20 protein-coding genes and 1 pseudogene are annotated in these 22,229 nt (G+C 39.9%); 15 read left to right on the top strand and 6 right to left on the bottom strand.

The window, feature by feature from the left end; translation table 11 throughout:
* Positions 1 to 94 precede the first annotated feature (94 nt).
* The 3 genes from IGI50_RS12960 to IGI50_RS12950 form a co-directional block, all read right to left on the bottom strand.
* A complete protein-coding gene (locus IGI50_RS12960) occupies positions 95 to 1,852 on the bottom strand; it encodes an ABC transporter ATP-binding protein (RefSeq protein WP_438777214.1) in 1,758 nt (585 codons plus the stop codon).
* Positions 1,849 to 3,573, bottom strand: a complete 1,725-nt coding sequence (locus IGI50_RS12955) for an ABC transporter ATP-binding protein (RefSeq protein ID WP_438777213.1) — start codon at positions 3,571 to 3,573, stop codon at positions 1,849 to 1,851. Before IGI50_RS12955 ends, IGI50_RS12960 begins: the two co-directional genes overlap by 4 nt.
* A gap of 171 nt (positions 3,574 to 3,744) precedes the next feature.
* Positions 3,745 to 5,265, bottom strand: coding sequence for a helix-turn-helix domain-containing protein (locus IGI50_RS12950; RefSeq protein ID WP_010745484.1), 1,521 nt, complete (start codon positions 5,263 to 5,265; stop codon positions 3,745 to 3,747).
* Between the two features lie 376 nt (positions 5,266 to 5,641).
* Between IGI50_RS12950 and IGI50_RS12945 the strand changes: the two are divergent.
* The 4 genes and pseudogenes from IGI50_RS12945 to IGI50_RS12930 form a co-directional block, all read left to right on the top strand.
* Positions 5,642 to 5,740: pseudogene (locus IGI50_RS12945) on the top strand (oxidoreductase); the annotation flags it as partial.
* Entirely contained in the window at positions 5,712 to 5,897 is a 186-nt protein-coding gene (locus IGI50_RS12940) for a helix-turn-helix domain-containing protein (RefSeq protein ID WP_438777212.1), read from the top strand. The pseudogene IGI50_RS12945 and the gene IGI50_RS12940, both read left to right, overlap by 29 nt.
* Before the next feature lie 99 nt (positions 5,898 to 5,996).
* On the top strand, positions 5,997 to 6,776 hold the full coding sequence (locus IGI50_RS12935) for a putative ABC transporter permease (protein WP_438777211.1): 780 nt from the start codon (positions 5,997 to 5,999) through the stop codon (positions 6,774 to 6,776).
* A 195-nt stretch (positions 6,777 to 6,971) separates the two neighbouring features.
* Positions 6,972 to 8,168 carry a 3D domain-containing protein gene (locus IGI50_RS12930; protein WP_438777210.1) on the top strand — a complete coding sequence of 399 codons (1,197 nt, stop codon included), beginning with the start codon at positions 6,972 to 6,974 and terminating at the stop codon, positions 8,166 to 8,168.
* A gap of 745 nt (positions 8,169 to 8,913) precedes the next feature.
* Here IGI50_RS12930 and IGI50_RS12925 read toward each other — a convergent pair.
* On the bottom strand, positions 8,914 to 9,543 hold the full coding sequence (locus tag IGI50_RS12925) for a type 1 glutamine amidotransferase family protein (protein ID WP_438777209.1): 630 nt from the start codon (positions 9,541 to 9,543) through the stop codon (positions 8,914 to 8,916).
* Positions 9,544 to 9,659: 116 nt separating this feature from the next.
* On the opposite strand from IGI50_RS12925, the gene IGI50_RS12920 reads away from it, so the two are divergent.
* Both IGI50_RS12920 and spx read left to right on the top strand, forming a co-directional pair.
* Positions 9,660 to 10,592, top strand: coding sequence for a helix-turn-helix transcriptional regulator (locus IGI50_RS12920; protein WP_438777208.1), 933 nt, complete (start codon positions 9,660 to 9,662; stop codon positions 10,590 to 10,592).
* Between the two features lie 485 nt (positions 10,593 to 11,077).
* Entirely contained in the window at positions 11,078 to 11,503 is a 426-nt protein-coding gene (gene spx, locus IGI50_RS12915; protein ID WP_010745492.1) for a transcriptional regulator Spx, read from the top strand.
* A 67-nt stretch (positions 11,504 to 11,570) separates the two neighbouring features.
* Here spx and ahpF read toward each other — a convergent pair whose 3' ends face one another.
* Together ahpF and ahpC are read right to left on the bottom strand one after the other, a co-directional pair.
* Positions 11,571 to 13,103 (bottom strand): alkyl hydroperoxide reductase subunit F, encoded by a 1,533-nt coding sequence (gene ahpF / locus IGI50_RS12910; protein WP_438777207.1) that lies wholly within the window; start codon positions 13,101 to 13,103, stop codon positions 11,571 to 11,573.
* 99 nt (positions 13,104 to 13,202) lie between these two features.
* Complete coding sequence (gene ahpC, locus IGI50_RS12905) at positions 13,203 to 13,766, bottom strand: alkyl hydroperoxide reductase subunit C (RefSeq protein WP_010745494.1); 564 nt, start codon at positions 13,764 to 13,766, stop codon at positions 13,203 to 13,205.
* Between the two features lie 299 nt (positions 13,767 to 14,065).
* Between ahpC and IGI50_RS12900 the strand changes: the two genes are divergently transcribed.
* From IGI50_RS12900 to IGI50_RS12860, 9 genes are all read left to right on the top strand, one after another.
* A complete protein-coding gene (locus tag IGI50_RS12900) occupies positions 14,066 to 15,061 on the top strand; it encodes a TPM domain-containing protein (protein ID WP_438777206.1) in 996 nt (331 codons plus the stop codon).
* Positions 15,062 to 15,924: 863 nt separating this feature from the next.
* Positions 15,925 to 16,536 carry a hypothetical protein gene (locus tag IGI50_RS12895; protein ID WP_010745496.1) on the top strand — a complete coding sequence of 204 codons (612 nt, stop codon included), beginning with the start codon at positions 15,925 to 15,927 and terminating at the stop codon, positions 16,534 to 16,536.
* Positions 16,537 to 16,564: 28 nt separating this feature from the next.
* Complete coding sequence (locus tag IGI50_RS12890; RefSeq protein ID WP_010745497.1) at positions 16,565 to 17,212, top strand: class D sortase; 648 nt, start codon at positions 16,565 to 16,567, stop codon at positions 17,210 to 17,212.
* Between the two features lie 15 nt (positions 17,213 to 17,227).
* Positions 17,228 to 18,073, top strand: a complete 846-nt coding sequence (locus IGI50_RS12885; RefSeq protein ID WP_438777205.1) for a hypothetical protein — start codon at positions 17,228 to 17,230, stop codon at positions 18,071 to 18,073.
* A gap of 14 nt (positions 18,074 to 18,087) precedes the next feature.
* Complete coding sequence (locus IGI50_RS12880; protein WP_010745499.1) at positions 18,088 to 18,876, top strand: YveK family protein; 789 nt, start codon at positions 18,088 to 18,090, stop codon at positions 18,874 to 18,876.
* Positions 18,877 to 18,889: 13 nt separating this feature from the next.
* Complete coding sequence (locus IGI50_RS12875; RefSeq protein WP_010745500.1) at positions 18,890 to 19,648, top strand: CpsD/CapB family tyrosine-protein kinase; 759 nt, start codon at positions 18,890 to 18,892, stop codon at positions 19,646 to 19,648.
* An 11-nt stretch (positions 19,649 to 19,659) separates the two neighbouring features.
* Positions 19,660 to 20,403: a tyrosine-protein phosphatase gene (locus tag IGI50_RS12870; protein ID WP_438777204.1), complete on the top strand. Its 744-nt coding sequence runs from the start codon at positions 19,660 to 19,662 to the stop codon at positions 20,401 to 20,403.
* Positions 20,404 to 20,448: 45 nt separating this feature from the next.
* A complete protein-coding gene (locus IGI50_RS12865; protein ID WP_438777203.1) occupies positions 20,449 to 21,165 on the top strand; it encodes a sugar transferase in 717 nt (238 codons plus the stop codon).
* Between the two features lie 20 nt (positions 21,166 to 21,185).
* A complete protein-coding gene (locus IGI50_RS12860) occupies positions 21,186 to 22,214 on the top strand; it encodes a hypothetical protein (protein WP_438777202.1) in 1,029 nt (342 codons plus the stop codon).
* The last annotated feature ends 15 nt before the right edge of the window (positions 22,215 to 22,229 follow it).

Genomic DNA, 22,229 nt, shown 5'->3' with positions numbered 1-22,229 from the left:
TTTGTTTTAGCACCTCATTTTTAAGAGCTAGTGATATAGTTCTTCGTTTATCATGACAAAAACCCTCAAGATTTTTTGCTCTTGAGGGTTTTTATTAACTCTGTGAAAACTGTGCTTGATACAATTTTTTGTAATAGCCGTCTTTTTGTAACAGCTCTTGGTGATTTCCGATCTCAACGATTTGTCCATGGTCAAGAACGAGGATTTGATCCGCATTTTGAATCGTGGATAAGCGATGGGCGATCACGAAGCTAGTGTGATTTTTCATCATCGCAAGAAATGCGTTTTGGATTTTTTGCTCGGTTAAGGTATCGACAGAACTGGTGGCTTCATCGAGGATCAACATCGAAGGACGACTGATCATGGTTCGTGCGATTGTCAATAATTGTCGTTGCCCGTCTGAAAGCTTGATTCCTGCTTCGCCGACGATCGTATCTAGTTTATCAGGCAAGCGCATCACGAAATCGTACATATACGCATCTTTCAAGGCAGCGAAGATTTCTTCATCCGTGGCTGATTTACGTCCATAACGCAGGTTTGCTCGTAGGCTGCTGTCCATCAACCAGGTCTCCTGCAGAACCATTCCGAATTGCTGGCGCAGGCTGTCTCTAGTCAAGTGACGAATGTCAGTGCCGTCGATGGTGATAGTCCCGTGATCCACTTCATAAAAGCGCATCAAAAGATTAACCAATGTTGATTTACCCGCGCCTGTTTTTCCAACGATAGCGATCGTTTCTCCCGGTTGAACGGTTAAGTTAAAGTTCTCGATTAAACGCTGGTCCTTTTGATAAGCAAAGTCCACGTGATCAAAAACAACTTTTCCCTTTGCATCCGTTAATGTGAGGGCATCTGGATCGTCCGCCTGTTCAATAGGTTCCTTCAACAATTCAAAGGAACGGTCAAGTCCGGCGATGGCCGTTTGTATCTGGATCGTAATTCCAGATAGTTCGATGAACGGTTTTGTGAACTGACTGGAATAGATTGTGAAGCTCGAAATGATCCCGATCGTCACACCGCTGCCGGTTTTTAAGGCCAGTAATCCACCAACAAGTCCAACCATTAAGTAAGCCAGATGGTCAACGAAGCGTGAAGAAGGATTGGTCAATGATGACGCGAATTGCGCCTTCTGTCCTCGAACATAAAGCTCTTGGTTCAACGCTTCAAAGTTGGTTTGGTTTTGATTTTCTCGTTGGAACGCTTTGACAATTTTTTGATTGCCGACCATCTCAGTGATGAAGCCTGAGATCGATCCAACTAATTTCTGCTGACTAGTAAAGTATTGCTGAGAGGTACGTGCCACAATATACGTAATTAAAAAGATGATGGGTGTGGCTACTAGAACAACTAAAGTCAGCATTGGACTGAGATACAGCATGAAAACCAATGCGACCAAAACGACCGTCATCCCAGAAAATACCTGATTGAACACAGCGGAGATAGCCGTGGAAATATTGTCCATGTCATTGGTAAAACGACTAACGATATCTCCTTGCGAACTTTGATCATAATAGCTCAATGGCAATTTATTTAAATGAGTAAAGGTCTCTTCCCGCAGCTTGGCGACAGAATCAAAGGCTACGGTATTTCCTAAACGCTGAATGAAATACTGACTGACGACAGTGACTAAAAAGATGCCGACAAACAATTGAAGAATTTGGAACAGCCGCGTGAAGTCTACAGCCCCTTGATTGACCATCTGATCAACGGCGACACCTATATAGTAAGTCATTAACACGGAAGTGATCCCGCTAGCAATCCCTAAAATGATCGCTGCGATGAGTTCCTTTGGATAAGCCGCAAGATAGGGGATGAATAATTTTAGTGAACGGAAAAAATTCTTTTTCTTAATCATTCCACAGCCCCGCCTTCCTCTTGAGATTTGACCAGCTCTTGATAAAGCTTGGACTCCTTGAGTAGTGTGTTATGGGCACCTTGTGCGACGATTTTTCCGTTGTCCATCAGTAAAATCGTTTCCGCCTCTTGGATTGAACGCAGGCGTTGAGAAATAATGATAACGCCACAAGCTAGATCCCGCTTCAACGCTTGGCGCAAATCCAAATCGGTTTGATAATCCAAGGCAGATAAAGAATCATCTAAAATAAGCAGCTTCGGTTTGCGAATCAAGGCGCGAGCAATAGTCAGACGCTGCCGTTGACCACCAGAAAAGTTTTTCCCGTTTTCTAAGATCGGGGTGTCTAAGCCTCTAGGCAAGGTTTCTACAAATTCACTAGCCTGGGCAGTAGACAGGGCCTGCCAGCATTCTTCATCTGTTGCATCGGGTTTGCCCCATTGTAGGTTTTCTCGAATGGTGCCGCTGAATAAGACGGCTGTTTGCGGTACAAGTGCGATTTCAGAACGCAAGCGATCCAATTGCCAGTCTTTGACATTGCTTCCAGCAAAATTGACACTGCCCTTCGTCGCATCGTAAAAGCGCGGGATCAAACTGATCAGGGTTGACTTCCCGCTGCCCGTCGCTCCTGTGATTCCAAGAAAATTATTTTCTTCCATAGTAAAGGAGATATCCTGTAGAGCGAGCCCAGATTTTTCCGTATAACGAAAATCTACCTTCTGGAAGTCAATTAAAGGTGCTTGTTCATTGGCTAGTTGGTTGGTTCCGTTGTCTGCTAAAGTTGTATCTGTCGCAAACACTTCGTTGATTCGATTTGCTGAGGCTGCTGCACGAGTGAAAAGTACGACTAGATTTGAAACAACAATTAAAGCCAGAAGCATTTGATTCATATAATTGATCAAAGCTAAAACCTGTCCCTGCTCTAAATGACCAATATTCACCTTGAAGCCACCAAAGTAAAGAAGAGCCACCACGCCAGCATTCATGATCAAAGTCGTGCTAGGTGAGAGCAGTGCGGAAATATTCGCAACCTTTTGATTTAAATGAGAGATTTCTTCTGTTTCTTCATTAAAATGGTTGGTCTCAGTTTTTGTTCGGGCAAAGGCACGGATGACCCGAACCCCGCTCAAATTTTGAGTGACCAATTGGTTCAATTGATCCAGTTTTTGTTGGATGTTTTTATACAAAGGCACAGAATAATGAATGATCAGAAAAAGGATCAGGCAGAAAATAGGCAATAGGATCAAGAAAATAAGTCCCATTTGCCAATCAATATAAAAAGCCATAATGACCGAACCGATACTAAGGAAAGGTGCACGGACTACAAGACGAATCAGCATCGCTAGCGCACCCTGCATTTGATTGATGTCATTCGTCATTCGAGTAATCAAAGTATCCGTGCCGAAGCGATTCAATTCATTATGGGAAAAGCTGTTGATTTTTTCCATCAATCGATTCCGTAAAACCGTTCCGAAACCCTGTGAAGCGATCGATGCGTAATACTGACAAATCAAGGCACAGAGTAGTCCAACAATCGATAAGCCTAGCATGGCGACCGCCATTTCGATCACTTTGCCTTGATCATGGCGAGCGATTCCTTCATCGACTAAACGTGCCATAAATAAAGGCAGGATCAGTTCGAAGACGGCCTCTAAAAATTTGAAAAAAGGGCCAAGGATAATCTGTTTTCGATAATCTTTGGCGTAACGTAAAAGCTGAAACATAGAAGTTCCTCCAATATATAAAGTAGATAATGAGCAAAATAGGATCGTTTCTATTGTAACTTACTTGTCAATTAAGTCCGAAACATATACTTAAAAAGCTGAAAATTTTTCAGTTTCACAAAAAAAGACAAAGAAAAAGAGTAACAGAAAAATTCCGCCACTCTTTCGAAGCTAATTATTATCCGCCAGTTCCTTTTTTTTAGAGAGCTCGCTGATCATCTCTTGAATCCAATGCTTACTTTGGTCTGTTAAAAAAGGATCGATTACAACAACTGGGTACTCTTCCGGCAATCCCTCAGAGGAACCGGTCGTAATTAAGCAATCATACTTGTTCAATTCTTCTACGAAATTAGGTGTTCCACCAGCGAGTTGCTCAAAATGAGCGATCGTGTAGTTGCCATAAATACTTTCAGAAATTTGTTTAGCTAAAAAACTCTCTTCAGTAGGTGATAAATCAGATAGAAGTAAAACGCTTACCGGAGAATCCATACTAGCCAACCATTCGAGACTATACACTTCTGTCGTAATTAGTAGATACATATAGTTTTGAATATAGTCACTCTCTTGATACATGTGGTATTTCTTCACGAAACGTTCAACCATTTTCCTTACCTTGTGAACTCCGCGGCTGTATACCTTGGATACTTCCTGTAGGAAAACTAAACGGTTGCGCCATAGTACACCAAGGTATTTCCCATTAGGGTTGCATAGATAGAAATCGTTGTTCAGTACGGTAGCTAAATCTAAGCGATTCAATTTTGTCAGTCTATTTCCTAACATCTGATTGAATTCTTCCACTAATGCATAATGTTGTACAAACAATCTTCGATACCTCGGGTTGGTTGCTAGAGCTATTTCTCGATGATACAGACTAAAGACAATGGCATCAGAAAAGGTTAACCAGAGGGTATCTCGGGTCATTTCAGGTGTGAGCTCTAAGTCGACACCTTCTCTAACCGCCTGCTTCAATTTTTTATAGGAAAGTCCCATAGGCAGGATGATTCCACCTGTTCTTAATTCATCTTTTGGAAAAATATGGCCGCTTTTTATCCGCCAGAAGCTAATATACATGTTATAGATCAACCGTTTTTGATACACGTATTTTTCGTGAATGTTGTTCACCTTAACAAAGTCCTGGACATATTTCTCGATAATATGGTAGTGATTCGATGGCAATTTAGGAAGGGTACTTTCAAAAGCACTCTGACGTTCACTGTAAAATCGATAATAGAAGTTCCGAATCTCGCCTTCATTTCCCTCAACACGTAGTGGGCGATAAGAAAGTTCCATCCCTGCATCTGCCAAGGTTTGTTCGATTTTTTTTAAATAGCGTTGTGTATTGGAGGTGCTTAAGTATAACTTTTTTGATAACGCAGTGATGTTTTCGCATTCTTCATATAGGAGTTCTTCGATGATTTGAAATTCAGGACAGGAGCTTAAAAAATCTGCATACAAATTACCTAAACTGATTGCCTTATCGAGAACGACTAGATAGATTCCTTTTGTTTTAATAATTTGAAAACTTGGGTTGAAGCTATTAATTAAATCAATGTCATTCAATAAAATGGGCAAAGAACAATTCAGCTTACTGAGTAATTGATCACTGGACCATCCATCTCTGCGATAATACAATAATTCCAATAGTAATAAGCGTCGCATGTTGCTGGTTCCTAAAATTGTGCGAAAATCCATCATCATTCCTCCTTCGATCGCTTTTATTTGGAAATAACTGACCTACGAGTATATAACTTGCGATAACGTAAAATACCAATTAACAAAAAATAATAAATCTATAATTCCCAATTGCTGTGGAAATTCAAAATGTTTTCGTTAAAAAAACACAGATAATGTGATAATGCGCATGGAAATAAAATCTTTTCCTTATAAAAATGATATAAGCTTCTAGTCTTAAAAACAAGCCTAAACGGTAATATTTCAAAAATGTGTTTTACTCATAGAATAGGAAACCTGTTTTTTGTCGCCTTCTGTCATTCCCTCTACTGGATTATTTTCATATAGTTAGCTTAAGAGAAGGCGGTAGGAGAAAATGAAAGAAAAAATCGTATAGATTACAGGCGCTAGTAGCGGAATAGGCTATCAAACAGCAAAGTTACTTGCTGAAAATGGGTACAAGGTCTATGGAGAGTCGCGAAGAACAGAACAAATCTCTTCTTTCTAACGAAAAAAAAGGATTAGCCGAACACTACTTAAGTGAAACAACTTTACCCACGATTGATGTCGCTTATTTACTGGGCTACACAGAATCCAGCTCCTTTGCCAGAGCCTTCAAAAATTGGACAGAAAAGACCATTTCTGACGTGTGAAAGGAGTAATGGGTGAATGGACTACCCCTGAAGCTGGTAATTTCTTGCTATCCATGGAATAATTAGGATCATCTATCAGCTTTGTTAGGGAGGAAAAGAATGGAACAAATTTTTACAATCGTTGTGCTCTTATTTTTTTGTTATTCATTTATTGGCTGGCTATGGGAAACTATCTATTGTTCGATCAAGGCCAGGCATTTTGTTTACCGCGGTTTTTTGTTAGGACCGATTACACCGATTTATGGTTTTGGGGTGGTGGGCGTGCTTTATTTGATTGAGCCCTACCAACAGAATATCGTCCTGCTGTTTTTCTTAGCATTGTTCTTGGTAACCGCCTTAGAATATCTGACGAGCTTCTTGCTGGAAAAGATCTTTCATTTAACCTTATGGGATTATAAGGAAGTACCATTAAACATCAATGGCAGAGTGGCTGTACCAGTATCCATTTTTTGGGGGCTCGCCTGTGTGTTTATCGTCCGCGTTTTGAATCCTTATTTAATGAACATAGTCATCGGTTGGCAGCAGCGCTTTGGAATGTTTTTGCCGCTGATTCTATTAATGGTGACTAGTTTTGATTTAGGATTTACGTTAGCGAACTTGGCTTCATTACGCCAAGCACTAAACAAGATGAGTACTACAATCCAAGAGAAGAAGGAGCAGCTGCAAACCGATCTTGGAGAGTTGAAGGTCGCGGCGGAAGAACGTCGTCAAGGCTGGTTAACAGAGATCAAAGAGCAGCCAGAGTGGCGTAAACAGCTACCGAAGCTGAATTTTCAAGAGCGTCGCTTCTTAAACAGCTTCCCAAATATGAAATCGAAAGAGCTAAAGAGCCCATTAATGGAGATTCGAGAGTTATCTAAAGAGCTGCGGAAAAAATAATATTACAAAAATATGACAAAAATTAGTCCTTTCAATGCTTGAAAGGACTCTCTTTTTTTATAGTTTCCGATAGAAATAAAACAAATGTTACTAAAACGCGCTTCATTTTGTAATGAAATGTAATATGGATGAAACAAAAAGTCCCTTTTTTTTTCGTATAATGACGAAGGGTAAATAGAAAGGTGGACTTTTAAAGTGAGAAAGAAAACGTTTGGGTTCGTTGCCACACTATTGTTGGGTGCTAACGTACTTTTACCAGTCTTTGCACATGCAGAGTCACTAAATGAGTTAGATAAGAAAGAATCCGCAATTTCGCGTCAAAGTGACAAAATCAGCGGAGAGCTGCAGATCGCGTTGAACGATGTCAATGAAAAGTATCAAGAGGTTAACGACATTCGAACAAAGATCAGTGAAAACGAAGCGACTTTGGAAAAGACCAAAGCGGAAATAACAGAAACAGAACAGAAGATCGAGCAACGCAAAGAAGCGATCGCTGAGCGGATGAAGAATGCGCAAGTCAGCGGCATGACAGATCGTTCAATTAACGCGTTACTGGAATCAAAAGACCTTGGAGAATTTTTGAATCGTGCATTTGCGATGTCTGTCATCCAAAATGCAGAGAAGACGAAAGTTGCCAGCTTAGGTGAAGCCAAGGATAAATTAACAGAATTAAAAGCAACACAAGAAAAAACACAAGCCCAATTAAAAAAAGATAGTCAAAGCCTTGAAGCTGAAACGACAAAGCTAGATAGTAAAATGGCGAACTTGAAACAAGAGTTAGCAGAGAACAAAACTAGCTTAGAAAAGATCAGCCAAGACAAAGAAGTAGAAAAAGCACGTCAGGCTGCGGAAAAAGCTCAAAAAGAGCAAGCAGAAAAAGAAGCGAAGGAAGCCGAAGCGGCCAAAGCTGCTGAAGCAGAGAAAGCTTCAAAAGCTGCAGCCCAAGCGCAGCAAAAGGCACAAGCAGAAGCTTCATCACAATCTTCTGCACAAGCCTCAAAACCGGCTGCATCTGCTTCAAGTTCACAACAATCAACGACTCAAACAAGTGAACAGCCTAAACAAGAACCTGCGAAACCCGCAGAGCCTACCACACCGACAACGTCTGGACGTACGATGCAAATGGAATCTACTGGATACTCATGTGCAGAATCCGTTAACACGTACTTTACAGCGATGGGGATCGACTTACGTCAAAACTCTCAAGTTGTCGCTGTTGATCCAAGTGTGATTCCACTAGGATCAATGGTAGAGGTATCTGGTTATGGCATTGCCATCGCTGGAGATACAGGGGGCGCCATCAAAGGCAACATTATCGATTGCCACTTCCCAACGGTTGAACAATGTATCCAATGGGGACGCCGTTCAGTAACCGTAACAGTAATCAGTTAAGAAGTTAAAGAACCGTTTGAAATCAAAAGATTTCAAACGGTTCTTTTTGCGAGTTCCACTTCCTACTTTAGTAGGTTAGTGGAATCGTATGAGAAACGACAATCCAAATTATTTTTTACGATTTACGAAAAATGATGACTTAACTAGGAGATAGCTGACAGTTTTTCTTTCTGCTTTAGCAGATTAGAAAAATGTTATGCACACGAAAACAAGACTCATTTTTCTGAGTTTTGAAAAATGATTTCATATGTTATAAGCTAGCTGCGAGTTCCACTTCCTACTTTAGTAGGTTAGTGGAATCGTATGCGAAACGACAATCCAACTCATTTTTTTCGATTTACGAAAAATGATGACTTAACTAGGAGATAGCTGACAGTTTTTCTTTCTGCTTTAGCAGATTAGAAAAATGTTATGCGCACGAAAACAAGACTCATTTTTCACGATTTTCGAAAAATGATTTCATCTGATATGAGCTAGCTGCGAGTTCCACTTCCTACTTTAGTAGGTTAGTGGAATCGTATGCGAAACGACAATCCAACTCATTTTTTTCGATTTACGAAAAATGATGACTTAACTAGGAAATAGCTGACAGTTTTTCTTTCTGCTTTAGCAGATTAGAAAAATGTTATGTGTACGAAAATAAGACGCATTTTTCTGCATTTAGAAAAATGAGTCCATATGATATGAGCTAGCTGCGAGTTCCACTTTTCGCAGCTAGCTTAAAGCTGAGCCCCCTAGTTCCTTCCTATTTATTCGGCAAAGACCCCATCAGAGCATAGAAATATTCAGGCTTTCCTGTATGGAAATAGTCATACCAAGCGTCTAATGTATCTGGTTGAAAGACATCCAGATGTGCAAGGATCTGCTTTGCCCACTGTAAACCTCCAGTAGAGCTTGCTGTAATAAGATTATTGCTAGTTACTGCTGGTTCTTCAATATAAAACTCTTGTCCTTTATAGGTTGGAGCGACCATTTCTAAAAATCCAGGTCCATTACTAGTATGTGTGCGATCATTCAAAAGTCCAGCGTTCGCTAGTGCCGCAGTAGCACCGCAGATAGCGCCCACTGTACCGCCAGCAGCAAGTAGTGCACTGGCTTTTTCAATAATGGCATGATGCTTTGAGTCATTCCAAGTATCTGCACCTGGCAATAACAACACGCTTTTTTCATCCAAGCTAATATCATCAATCAAGCAATCTGGAAGGATCGTCATTCCGCCCATTGTTTGAACCGCTTCTTTGGAATGACTCACAGTTTTGAGTGCTAGTGGGGCAGCATCTTCTTTGAAAAATCGCCCAGAGTTCAATTCTGAGGTAACAGGCCCCAACTCCCAGTCAGCTAAAGTATCCAGAACATATACGTAAATTGTAATCATAAAATTCCTCCATAAGATTTATTTGATTCTTTACTCACAGTATACCTAGCAATTGTTGACAACAGTATGTCAACAATCTACACTGACAAAAAGAAATAGTTTAAGGAGGTAAAAAAATGAAGGTGGAGCGGCTGGTTAGCATCATCTTACTTTTGCTTGATAAAAAAAGGATCAGCGCACAGGCGTTAGCGGAGAAGTTTGAAGTATCTACGCGTACGATCTATCGTGACATTGATTCGATCAATATGGCGGGTATTCCAGTTCATGCAATTCCAGGAGTGGGCGGCGGCTTTGAAATTATGCAGCAATACAAGATGGATAAGAAAGTCTTTTCGAGCTCGGATCTCTCAGCCATTTTAATGGGGCTCACAAGCCTATCGAATATGGTAAGAGGAGACGAGCTGGTGAATGCTCTTGCAAAAGTACAGAGCTTTGTACCGGCTGATCGAGCGGCTGATATTGAAACAAAATCCAATCAATTATACGTAGATTTAAGTCCATGGATGGGGCATAAGAGTATCCATACCCATTTAGATAAGTTAAAAAAGGCTATCGAGGAGAATCGAATCCTGTCGTTTGACTATGCAGATCGCCATGGAAACAACACGACACGAACCGCTGAGCCGTATCAACTACTATTAAAGGACAGTCATTGGTATTTTCAGGGATATTGCCTTAAAAGAAATGATTTTCGCTTGTTCAAATTATCGCGTATAACCAACCTGCAAATAAAAGACATCGTATTCTCACCTCGCGAGTTTCAAAAACCACAGCTAGAGTTTGACGCTATTCTGGAGACGATGCAAACAAAAATCACTCTTCGGGTTCATCAGTCGATTTTAGATAGAGTGAGAGATTTTTGTGCCGACGAGGATTTTATACCTGAGGAGGGGGAGTATTATCTGGTCTATTTTCCCTTCATAGAAAATGATTATTACTATTCTATTCTCTTAAGCTTTGGGAGTAAGTGTGAATGTTTGGAGCCGCTGAACATACGCAAAGAAATGAAACGCAGAATTCAGGAGCTCGCTGTTTTATATGAGAGCTAAAAAGAAACTCCCAAGTCTAACGCATCAGATACTTAAGGACAACTATTCAAACTTTTCGAGATAACAATGAATCAAATAATTTTTTATTTAGTTGAAGAATATATTATTCGTTTAGACAAAATAAAGCAGAAAAATAAAGAAATTTATAAAATAAAGCGCATTTTTTCGCGACAATCATCTTTTACATTGTCAAAGAAATTATTGAGTAAACAGAATGACGGAATATTACAACTGTTATAAAATTTTTTATATCATTTTGCGTAAAATGCGTATATGCCTTACAATCATTACTCATTAGTATATATACCTTATTTATAATAAGTATCGTTTTTAGTTATGAAAAGCACGCTTTTTTGAAGTTTAAATGTCTTTTTTTAACACTTTGACGCGTAGGATATTTAACACTGAACCAAAAATGTTGTATCGTAATATGTGTAGAATAACTCTTGTTACTTAAAATGAAAAAGCAGAAAGGTGTATGTGAAATGATTAAATTATATGTCTCAGCTAGTTGTACTTCTTGTAGGAAGGCAAAAGCTTGGTTAAAGCAAAATGGATTGAGGTTTGAAGAACGGAATATCATGTCTGACCCTCTTACAACAGATGAAATCAAAGAAATTCTTTCACTAACGGAAACGGGTACCGATGAAATTATTTCCACACGATCGAAAGTTTATGAAAAACTAGATATTGATTTTGATGAGCTATCATTAAGTGAGCTTGTCGATATCATTGAGGAGCACCCAAGTCTATTGAGACGTCCACTGATTTTTGATGAGACCAAATTCCAAGTAGGCTTCAACGAAGATGAGATCCACCAATTTATCCCACGAGAAGTTCGTCGAGTAACGTCAAAAAAAATGGCTAGAGTCCTGCTTTATTTAGATTTACAAAAAGAAAGTCTTGCATAAAGACATCATTATAGATAAATCCCCCGCCCGTTCTTTTGTTAGGGAAGAACAGACGGGGGATTATTTTTTAAGTTTGACGTATCAAATAATCAAAGGCTCCGAGAGCAGCAGTCGCACCTGATCCCATAGAGATAATGATTTGCTTATAGGCGCTGTCAGTACAATCGCCTGCAGCGAAGATACCATCTACGTTGGTAGCACCATGCTTATCTACTAAAATCTCACCGCGGTCACTCAACTCAACAGTACCAGATAGCCATTCGGTATTTGGCATAAGTCCGATCAAAATGAAGACACCTTCAACATTCAAGGTATGTTCTTCGTTCGTTACACGATCCGTGTAAGTCAATGCTTCAACATGGGAAGACCCAGTGATTTCTTTTGTCGCTGCGTTCGTAATGACTGTGACGTTAGAAAGGGAGTATAGCTTGTCTTGTAGGACTTGGTCAGCTTTCAATTCTGGTAAGAATTCCAAAACATAGATATGTTTGGCTAATCCAGCCAAATCAATCGCTGCTTCGATTCCAGAGTTTCCGCCGCCAATCACTACGACTTCCTTATCCTTAAATAGAGGACCGTCACAATGCGGACAATAAGCGATACCTTTATTCTTGAATTCTTTTTCACCGGGAACATTGATCGCACGCCAACGAGCGCCAGTGGAAAGGATCGCGGTCTTCGCTTTTAGCTGTGCGCCGTTTTCCAATTCAACTTCGATCAAGCCGTTCTTCTGGATGGACTTGGCACGTTGCCCCTTCATTATATCCACGTCATATTGCTTCACGTGATCTTCCACTTGCCGCATTAATTGCGGACCTTCCACGTAAGGAGTACCAATCACATTCTCAATGCCTAATGTTTCTAACACTTGACCACCAAAGGTTTCAACGACCATGCCTGTCTTGATTCCTTTGCGTGCGGCGTAAATCGCGGAGCTCGCACCTGCTGGACCGCCGCCGATGACAAGCACATCAAAGGTTTCCTTGTCGGCGAATTCATCGGCACTCATTGGTCCGCTGACTTTTTCGATGATTTGCTCGATGGTCATCCGACCACTGTCAAAAGTCTCTCCGTTCAAAAAGACAGTTGGCACAGCCATGATCTCTTTTTCATCGACTTCGTGTTGGTACATGCTGCCTTCGATCATAGTATGGGCAATTTTCGGATTTAAAACCGCCATGATGTTCAAGGCTTGGACCACATCAGGACAATTATGACAGGTGAGGCTGACATAGGTTTCAAAGTTCAACGTACGATCTATCGATTTGATTTGCTGTGCGACGTTGTCATCAATCTTCGGTGCACGACCGCCAACCTGCAGCAAAGCAAGAATGAAGGAAGTGAACTCATGTCCCATTGGTAGGCCAGCAAAAATGATGCCGCTGGCTTCCCCATCTTTTCGATTGATTTCAAAGCTAGGTGTGCGGGTTAAACTTTTTCCTTCAATAGTAATCTTTGCATCCATTTCTGCCACTTCGGTCAGAAACTCTTGCACTTTTTTTGAGTCGTCTGATTCATCTAAGCTCGCAGAAAAGACAATCTCTGATTCCAACAAAGCTAGGTATTGTTGGAGCTGTTCTTTCGTTTCGTTATCTAACATAAAGGCTCCTTTACTTTCATGAAATATCGTCATTTTTCATAGTACAGACCCTTCTGACAATCGCGCCGAGGCAAGATTAGCAGAAGGGCCACTAAAAATTTAAATTTTGCCGACTAAGTCAAAGCTTGGTTTTAACGTTTCGCCGTCTTCTTTCCATTTCGCAGGACATACTTCACCTGGATGAGTGCGCACGTATTGCGCAGCACGAATCTTATCGATTAAGCTGCTTGCATCACGGCCGATCCCATCTGCATTGATTTCCATCGCTTGCACGATGCCATCTGGATCAATGATGAAGGTACCGCGTTGAGCCAATCCTGCTTCTTCATCTAAAACATCAAAGATGCGAGAGATATGATGAGACGGATCACCGATCATCGTGTAATTGATTTTGCCGATAGCATCTGACGTGTCATGCCATGCTTTGTGAGTGAAATGAGTATCGGTTGAACAAGAGTATACTTCGACTCCTAATTCTTGTAATTTTTCATATTGGTCTTGTAAATCCTCTAATTCTGTCGGACAAACGAAGGTAAAATCTGCTGGATAAAAACAAACAACGGACCATTTTCCTTTTAAGGCTTCATCAGAAATCTCGACAAATTTTCCTTGACGATAGGCTTGTGCTTGAAACGCTTCAACTTCTTTTCCAATTAATGACATGAATGTACCCTCCTGAGTAATAGTGAGAAAATTTTCTCTTAATTGATAAAAGGAATTTTGAAAAAGCTAAGTCTTTCTCCCTCTTATTTAAAATAATTATAAACAGAATACGATTCTATTGTAAATGCTTTTTTGGTAGTTTTTTAAAACTATTTATCCAAAAAAGAGAAAAAATTTAGCAATAATGAATTTGATTGTTGCTTTTTTCCCTTCCAAATCGAAGGAAGCTTTAGAAAAAAGCGATTGCATTGCCTCTCAAGAGTCGTCATAATTAAGAAAAAGGAAAAGCGGGTGAGAAAATGAAGCGGGTACTTTATTTTTTTTCGTTGGTCATTTTCGGACTTTTTTGCGGCGTGACCGTTTATGGAGAAAATATCCATGTAGAAGATCACGCAGGTGTCTTAAGTGCTGAAACAAAAGAAGAAATCAATCAATACAATCAGAAATACAAGGAACTCGAGCTGAGGCCGCAATTAGCCGTTGTTACTCTAAGCGAATTGCCAGACGGAAAATCCATCGAGTCCTATGCCAATGAGAAATTCAATGGATTAGGAGTAGGTGATGAGGAACATGATTCTGGTGTTCTGTATGTCATCGCTGTAAAAGATCGAAAACAGCGGATCGAAGTCGGCTATGGGCTGGAGGAAACGATTCCTGACGCATTGGCGATGGACCTCATGAACGAGGAAGCCAAGGAGAAATTCCGCGAGGAGAACTATGACGCAGGCGTCTCGATCGTTGCAGCAAATATCAACGATGTCTTACAAGGCAATAAAACGGTCAAGGATTTCTCACCAGGGATATTTGACGGATTGACACTTTGGGAGATCATTACGGAACGGATAGGTCCAGTACTTATTGGCTTAGGTATCCTATACGCTTTCATCTCGACACCGTTGAATAAGCTATTTATCTATCGGAAGGCTCGCAAAGTCTTTGCGGTGGAACTGAAGGATCGATTAAAGGATGCAGATCCCAAATATCAACGCTATTCCACAAGAAAAATAATCCATAGTAAAGAACCGCCGGTTGAAGAAGCGAGAAAGGCTATTAAAAAGCGATACGGCAAACTAAAGCGCAAACGTCCGATGTATTATGATTTTACCTATGCCTTTGGAACGCTCACTTTATGGGGACTTTTATGGAGTAAAAAGAAAGAGATGCAGAAATACTCCGTGTATTATCATCATCGAGACATGTGGACAAGCAGCAGCTCCAGCAGCAGCAACTCAGGTGGCAGTGATTCTTGGGGCGGCGGCAGCTCTGGTGGTGGTGGAGCAAGTTCAGATTGGTAATGCTATAGACCAATTGTGGTGAAAGATGTAAGACAGCTTTAAAAATAGATAATAAATAGGTATGGAATGTTCAGTTAACGTTCTATACCTATTTATTTTTGGTCAAAAATGTAAGGAAATGAAGGAATGACACCTAGAAAATAATTACGATAATAAAGGAATAAAACCTTATTTTTGAAAAAAATTTCACAAATTGGGTGAAACAAGAGGAAAATTTTTTCTCTTAAAATCTATTTAAAAAAAAGGGTTCTTTATTTTCAAATAACGCTGTTTTTCATTGGTGCTATGCGTTATTCTAAGTTTCTGATAGTAAAAAAAATGACGACTTACAGAACGTAATTTAACGTAATTGATAGCGGAAACATGAAAGAAAAATACTCTTGATTGATATTTTCTTTAAGACGCGAAAAATCTTCAAAATAAAGCACTTTTCAAAGCCTATACTATACTTATAAGTCTGTTATTTTATAGAAAACTCTAAAAAGCTGGATCAATTCAATTAAGTGCGCCGCTTAAAGTTTTTAAATAATTAAAAGGAGATAAAAAAATACTGAATTCAATAATTTGAAATGAAGACAGTTTAGTTAAATAGCTAAAGATCAGAAGGATTATATCGGTTATTTCCATAATATTTTTATTTTATAAAGAAAATGGTTTTATTTTTAATAATATCAAATTAATGTAAAATTATTATCGTGATTTTCATCATTTTGAACTCTGTATTTTTTGGAATAAAATTAAATTGTGAATTCCATTGTTTTTTTTTGTAATAGAAAGTATACTAAATTCAGCGGAAAATTTGATTTTTTTTCTGCTGAATTGTGACTTTGGTAACATAAATACTAAGTAAGGGAGGTATGTAGATGAAGAAAATTGTAAGTGGGTTAATTGCACTCATCGCGGTGGTTTTGTTTGTTGGGCCAAGCGCTCATGCGGATGGTGCCATCACTGCTGATGAACAACGGATTCTGACGGAATTAGACCAAGGTGTAACTGTTAGTGGAAAGACGTTCACTGTTAGAGCGAACGAACGCACGCATGCAGAAAATTATTTGAAACAAAATGATCTTTCTGCAGATCAAGTGAACACAGTTGTAGCGCAAATTCAAAAAGTACGCTCAATCATTGCTTCTTCAGGTGTGGATGCTTCAAATATCACTTCTGTTGAACAGTTGATTAAAGCGCTACCTTTGAGTACCCGAAACCAATTGAAGGACGTCATCTCTGTAGCAGCTTCTGCTTTAGGTTTGACCGTCAATTTCTATCCTGGTGGCTACACAATCACTGGAACGAATCTAGGTTCAAGTTCATCTGGGACGACTACTACTGGAAAACCAGCAAGTAGTACAGTCTACTCATCAGGTGGTGCAGTGAAACAGACAGGTATCACACATCTGTCTAGTGCAATTTCTTTCGCAAGCTTACTACTTGTTGCAGCAGGTGCATTTGTAGTAGGACGTAAGAAACTTGCGTAGTACTTCTAGGCTGAAGAGGGTTGGAGCGATGTTGATCGCTCCGATCATCTTTCTGGTTATCGGCTATTCTCTGATGTACGTCATAGGAAGACCTGTAATCCAATTTGTCACTTCTTCTATCCAATTATTTTTATTAACAGATACTCCCGAGTTTGAGGCGACGGAACAGACATTTAAGGCTGTGGACAATAAAAAGATTCCTACCAATGAAAAGAATGAACTTCCATCAAGTAAGGTCAATTACCCAGTGGGGGGACAGCTTTTCGGCAAAGTGAAGATAGATAAAGTACAACTGGATGTTCCTCTATATTTCGGAGATACCGAAGAAATTTTAAGGCAAGGCGCGGGTCAATTCATGGGCTCGGTATACCCTGGGGAACTGGGGACGTCACTGATCGGTGGACACAATGTCGATGATTTCGGCAAGTTAGGCGCCGCTCAAGTAGGCGATACGATCGAGGTTCAGACGACCTACGGCAATTACACCTATCGCATCACGCGATTAGATGTTAGAAACAAGACAGACAAAGAAATCGACGAGATGATCTATCAACGAAACGATCGATGCATCATTCTCTATACCTGTTATCCCTTAGATAGCTTGGGGCTGACAGACGAACGGCTTTTTGCCATCGGAGAATATGTTTCAGGACCGATTATTAATGGAAATGAGTAGGAGGAAAGACAAAGTATGAAACAAGCGACACGAAACGTTCCACGATGGATCTTAGCATTTATCGGGTCTTTACTCCTCTTTGCTACATTAACACTGATTTGTATTCGTATGACGCTGTTCAATCAGAACTTTATGATTAAACAGGTTCGTGAAACAGGATACATCGAGACGATTCGTAAGGACATGACAGAAAGCATCCAAGACTTAGGTCGGGGAAGTAATATCCCGCCAGAAATCTTAGCCGATGTCGTTCCAGAAAAAACAGTTGCTACGAACGTAGAGAACTATATTCGCAGTATCTACCAAGAGGTTCCCTTTGAGCTTCAGGGGGAAGATGAGATCAAGAACAATATCTTGAAGAACGTCAATCAATACGCGCAAGAAAAAAATATCGCGGTGGATGAGACGGTTCAAAGTAATTTGAACAACTTAGCAAATAGCGCGACGAAAAATTACGCGAACTTTATCGAGATTCCATATTTACTAAGCTATGGCAAGAAAGTAATGGCCTTTCAATCGGCTCTGACGATGATTTTGATTATCGTGGGCGTGGCCTTTATCTTAGTATTCTTTGGCTTGCTATTGATGGTTAAGATGAAGCATCAGAAGGTACGCTGGGGCAGCGTGACTTTTCTCGGTGCGGGACTAATGATGGTAGTCTTACCGACGATTATTTACTTTAGCGGAGTCATTGAACGACTAGGGATCACATCAGAAGGATTGTATACCTTTGTGACCAGCTATATCAAAGCGTTTGATTTAAGTTTTATTTTTGTCGGATTAACGTTGACTGTTTTAGCGCTGCTCCTGGTGCTGCTTAGTGAGAGAATGCGCGCCAAAAAAATACATAACGTTCGTTAGTGAAGGGAAAAAAGATGGAAGAAACAATCAGCTTAGAAGAATTATTTCAAGTATTAAAAAAGAAAGCTTTACTGATTCTAATGACAACCATTGCCGGCATCGGTCTTGCGGCAGTCGTTACCTTTTTCTTGATTACGCCTAAGTACGATTCTGCCGCACAGCTGATCGTGCAAAACAATCAATCAGAAGGGACCAATACGAATCTGCAGAATGATATCAATGGCAATGTATTGCTGATCAATACATATAAGGACATGATCAAAGGGGATATCGTTATCGACGCGGTTCAAAAGGAGCTGCAAAGTGAATACCAGTACAGCTATAGCAACGCGGAATTAAAAGACATGATCGAAGTGGAGCAGGCGCAGAACTCGCAAATGTTCCAAATCGTCGCGACCTCACCGGAACCACGTAAAGCGGCAACGATCGCCAATGTTACAGCGACTACCTTCCAGGAGAAAGCGGAAGATGTATTAGCGGTCAATAAAGTAACTATCACCTCAAAAGGGGTCGTGCCGTCTAAAGCCGTTTTTCCAAACAATAAGCTGAACCTGTTGATCGGCGCAGTCGTAGGTCTAATGCTCGGTGTCGGTCTTGCATTCCTTACAGAGCTGCTAGATAAGACCGTAAAAGATGAACGTTTTATCATTGAAGCACTAGAGCTGCCAATCCTTGGTCAGGTATCTGAGATCAGCAAAAAAGAATTGTTTGAAAATCGCGGAGCCGCACCGACTCCACAACAAAACCAAAACGACAAACGAGGGACACGAACCGTGCCGACTCGTAATCGAAAACGTGTGTAAGGGGAACAGTTAGATGGCGAAAAAGAAACAAGCAATCACACCAGTGGATTTGATCACGGCGATCAATCCCTTCTCAACCGCAGCTGAGCAATACCGTAAGATTCGGACCAATATCGAATTTTCATCAGCAGATAAGAAAATCAAATCCCTTGTCGTAACATCTTCGGGCCCTTCAGAAGGAAAGACAACAACAGCCTCTAATTTGGCAGTTGTGTTCGCCAATGCAGGCAGTCGAGTGGTGTTAGTCGATGCCGATTTGAGAAAACCAAATATCGCATTGAGCTTCAAGGTACCTAATGTGAACGGTCTAAGCAACTATCTAACAGAAGGCAATGCGGCTCATGCTAGCTTCTTGACAGAAACTGACGTGGAGAACGTCTATCTGACACAAGGCAATACACAAATTGGCAGCAGGCTGATCGAAACAAAAATCGAGAATCTATACCTGATGCCAAGTGGACCTACACCGCCCAATCCATCTGAGTTATTAAGCTCAAAACGGATGCAGGAGCTGGTGGATACGTTAACCGAGTCCTTTGATCTAGTCATCTTTGACATGCCGCCTGTAGTGACAGTGACAGATGCGCAAATCATGTCCTCTTACGTTGACGGAACGATCTTAGTCGTTCGTGAACGCAAGACCAATAAACAAGCGATTTTAGAAGCAAAGAAATTATTAGATATGGTCAAAGCAAAAATTATCGGAGTCGTCTATAACGGTAAGAAGCAAGGGGAAGACTCTTATTACTATTATGGAACGGAAGGGAAGTAAGGGATCACGAAATGATTGATCTACACAGTCATATCTTGCCCGGTGTGGATGATGGCGCACAGACATTAGAGGACAGTCTTGAAATGGCGCGAAAGGCGATCAGTCAAGGCATTACTCATCTAATGTGTACACCGCATCATAACAACGGGAAGTATAACAATCCAGCAGATAAAATCATTCGAGAGGTCGCGAACCTGCAAGGAGAACTCGATAAACGCGGACTAGACCTAACATTGCTTGAAGGACAGGAAGTCAGATTGACCGAATTCCTCTTAACGGCAGTTCAGCGAGATGAAATTCTATTTACCGATTTGGATAATACCTATCTGTTGATTGAATTTCCGACAAATGAGGTGCCCATCTATGCGGAGCAGGTCTTCTACCAGCTGCTTAATAGAGGACAGGTTCCTGTCATTGTTCACCCAGAAAGAAACGCGGTCTTTCGAGAAGAACCGAATCGATTGGTTTCTTTTCTTGAAATGGGTACGCTGACTCAACTGACCGCACCGAGTATCGTGGGAATCTTCGGTAGCGATATTCAACAGACGGCCAGACAAATGCTAGAGCATAACATGCTCTACATGGTGGCTTCCGATGCCCATAATTTACGGCACCGTACCTTTTTAATGAAGGAAGCATACAAAGAAATCGAGAAAATCGGTGGAAAAGAAATGGTCGAAGCCATGCAGCAAATGGCGAAAGACCTAGTAAATGGGGATCCGGTCACTCGACCGAAGTATCAGGCAATAAAATGAATCATGTGTCAAAGACTTTATCAATAGTTTGTGGGGGGATTAACTATGAAAAGCGAGAAGACTTTTGGGGATGTGGATGGTTTGGATAATAAAAACTTTCCTAATCAGGGACACTCCAAGTTGGTTTGGCTAGATAAGGAAAAAATAGACAATCAAAAAGGCTATGATTTCTTCAAACGAATCATCGACCTTGTTTTAGGCTGCCTAGGGCTCGTTTTTATCTCCCCTATCCTACTGTGGGTTGCCTATAAAATACATAAAGAAGACCCAAATGCGTCAGTTATATTCAAGCAACAACGCGTTGGACGAAACGGAAAGCTATTCACTATGTATAAGTTCCGTTCGATGTGTTCAAACGCCGAAGAACAACTAGAAGAGTTGCTTGATAAAAACGAATTAAAAGGCGCTATGTTCAAAATCAAAGAAGATCCAAGAATTACAGAGTTCGGCAAGTTTATTCGCCGAACGAGCTTAGACGAATTACCTCAACTACTCAATGTTATCAAGGGGGATATGAGTCTGATCGGTCCAAGACCGCCATTACAAAGAGAAGTTGCTGAATATACACAGTATGATATGCAGCGACTATTGGTAAAGCCTGGTTGTTCAGGATTATGGCAAGTTAGTGGGCGAAATGATGTTCATTTTGATGAGATGGTTGATTTTGATATTGACTATATACAAAAACGGGGTATTCGATATGATATTTCGTTGATTGTTAAGACTGTAAAGGTAATGATGAAGCCTGATGGGGCGTATTAAGAAAAGTGAGAAGATAAAAGATGGATCACGATTTAAATGGTATGAAACTTTTAGTATTTGCGCCTGCTTTTTTTGGTTATGAAAAAGCGATTGTAAAAAAGTTACAGAGCATGGGTGCTCAAGTAACTTTTTTTGATGAAAGACCCTCGAATTCAACATTTGGAAAAACACTAGTACGGATGAGTAATAAGCTTTCTCAAGGAATGGTGTATAGGTACTATAAAAATATTTTTTTTAAAATAAAGGAGCAACAATTTGATCAAATACTTTTTTTTCAAGCCGAAGCAACACCAAGATGGTTTTTAGAATTTGTGAATAAGGAAAATAAAGAATCTAGAAAAATACTTTATTTATGGGATTCGGTAAGCGATAAGCCCATGAGCTTAGATGATAGAGATTTATATGATGAAATTTTCACATTTGATCCCTATGACTGGAAAGAGCATGGACTAAAATTTCGCCCTTTATTTTATATAGATGAATATTTGAAGAACCCTGATGAAACTAATCAAAATTATAAATACGATTTTTCTTTTATTGGAACAGTTAGAAAAGATCGTTTTGATATTTTACAAGAAATAAGACGGTCAGCAGATATTCGCAAACAAAATTATTTCATTTTTTACTACCTTCAATCAAAGTTGATGTATTACTACTTTAAATACATTCGAAGGGATTTTAAAAATGGAAATATTAGCGATTTTTCCTTTAAACCAATGAATCATCACCAAATACAAGAAATAATAGCCCAGACAAGAGTTTTAATTGATATTCAAAAACCGCACCAGGTTGGGTTAACAATCCGAACGATTGAGTTATTAGCTTCAAATAAAAAGTTTGTTACAACAAATAATGAAATCAAAAAATACAATTTTTTTTCAGATAAAAATATTCAGCTATTATCTAGAGTTAATCCTTGTATTGATAACGATATGATCATATCAGACTTTGAAATAGTAGAACCTGATATTTTAGAACAATATTCAATTGGTTTTTTTCTTAAAGAGTTATTAGGATTTGTACCATCTGGAAAATATTATAATAATTAAGAGGATGTTCAGAAA

The sequence above is a fragment of the Enterococcus sp. DIV0170 genome, from assembly GCF_051710765.1.
In the GTDB taxonomy this organism is placed as follows: Bacteria; Bacillota; Bacilli; order Lactobacillales; family Enterococcaceae; genus Enterococcus_A; species Enterococcus_A raffinosus.
Note: the sequence above shows the minus strand (reverse complement) of the source record. Positions and strands in the feature narration are given on the sequence as shown.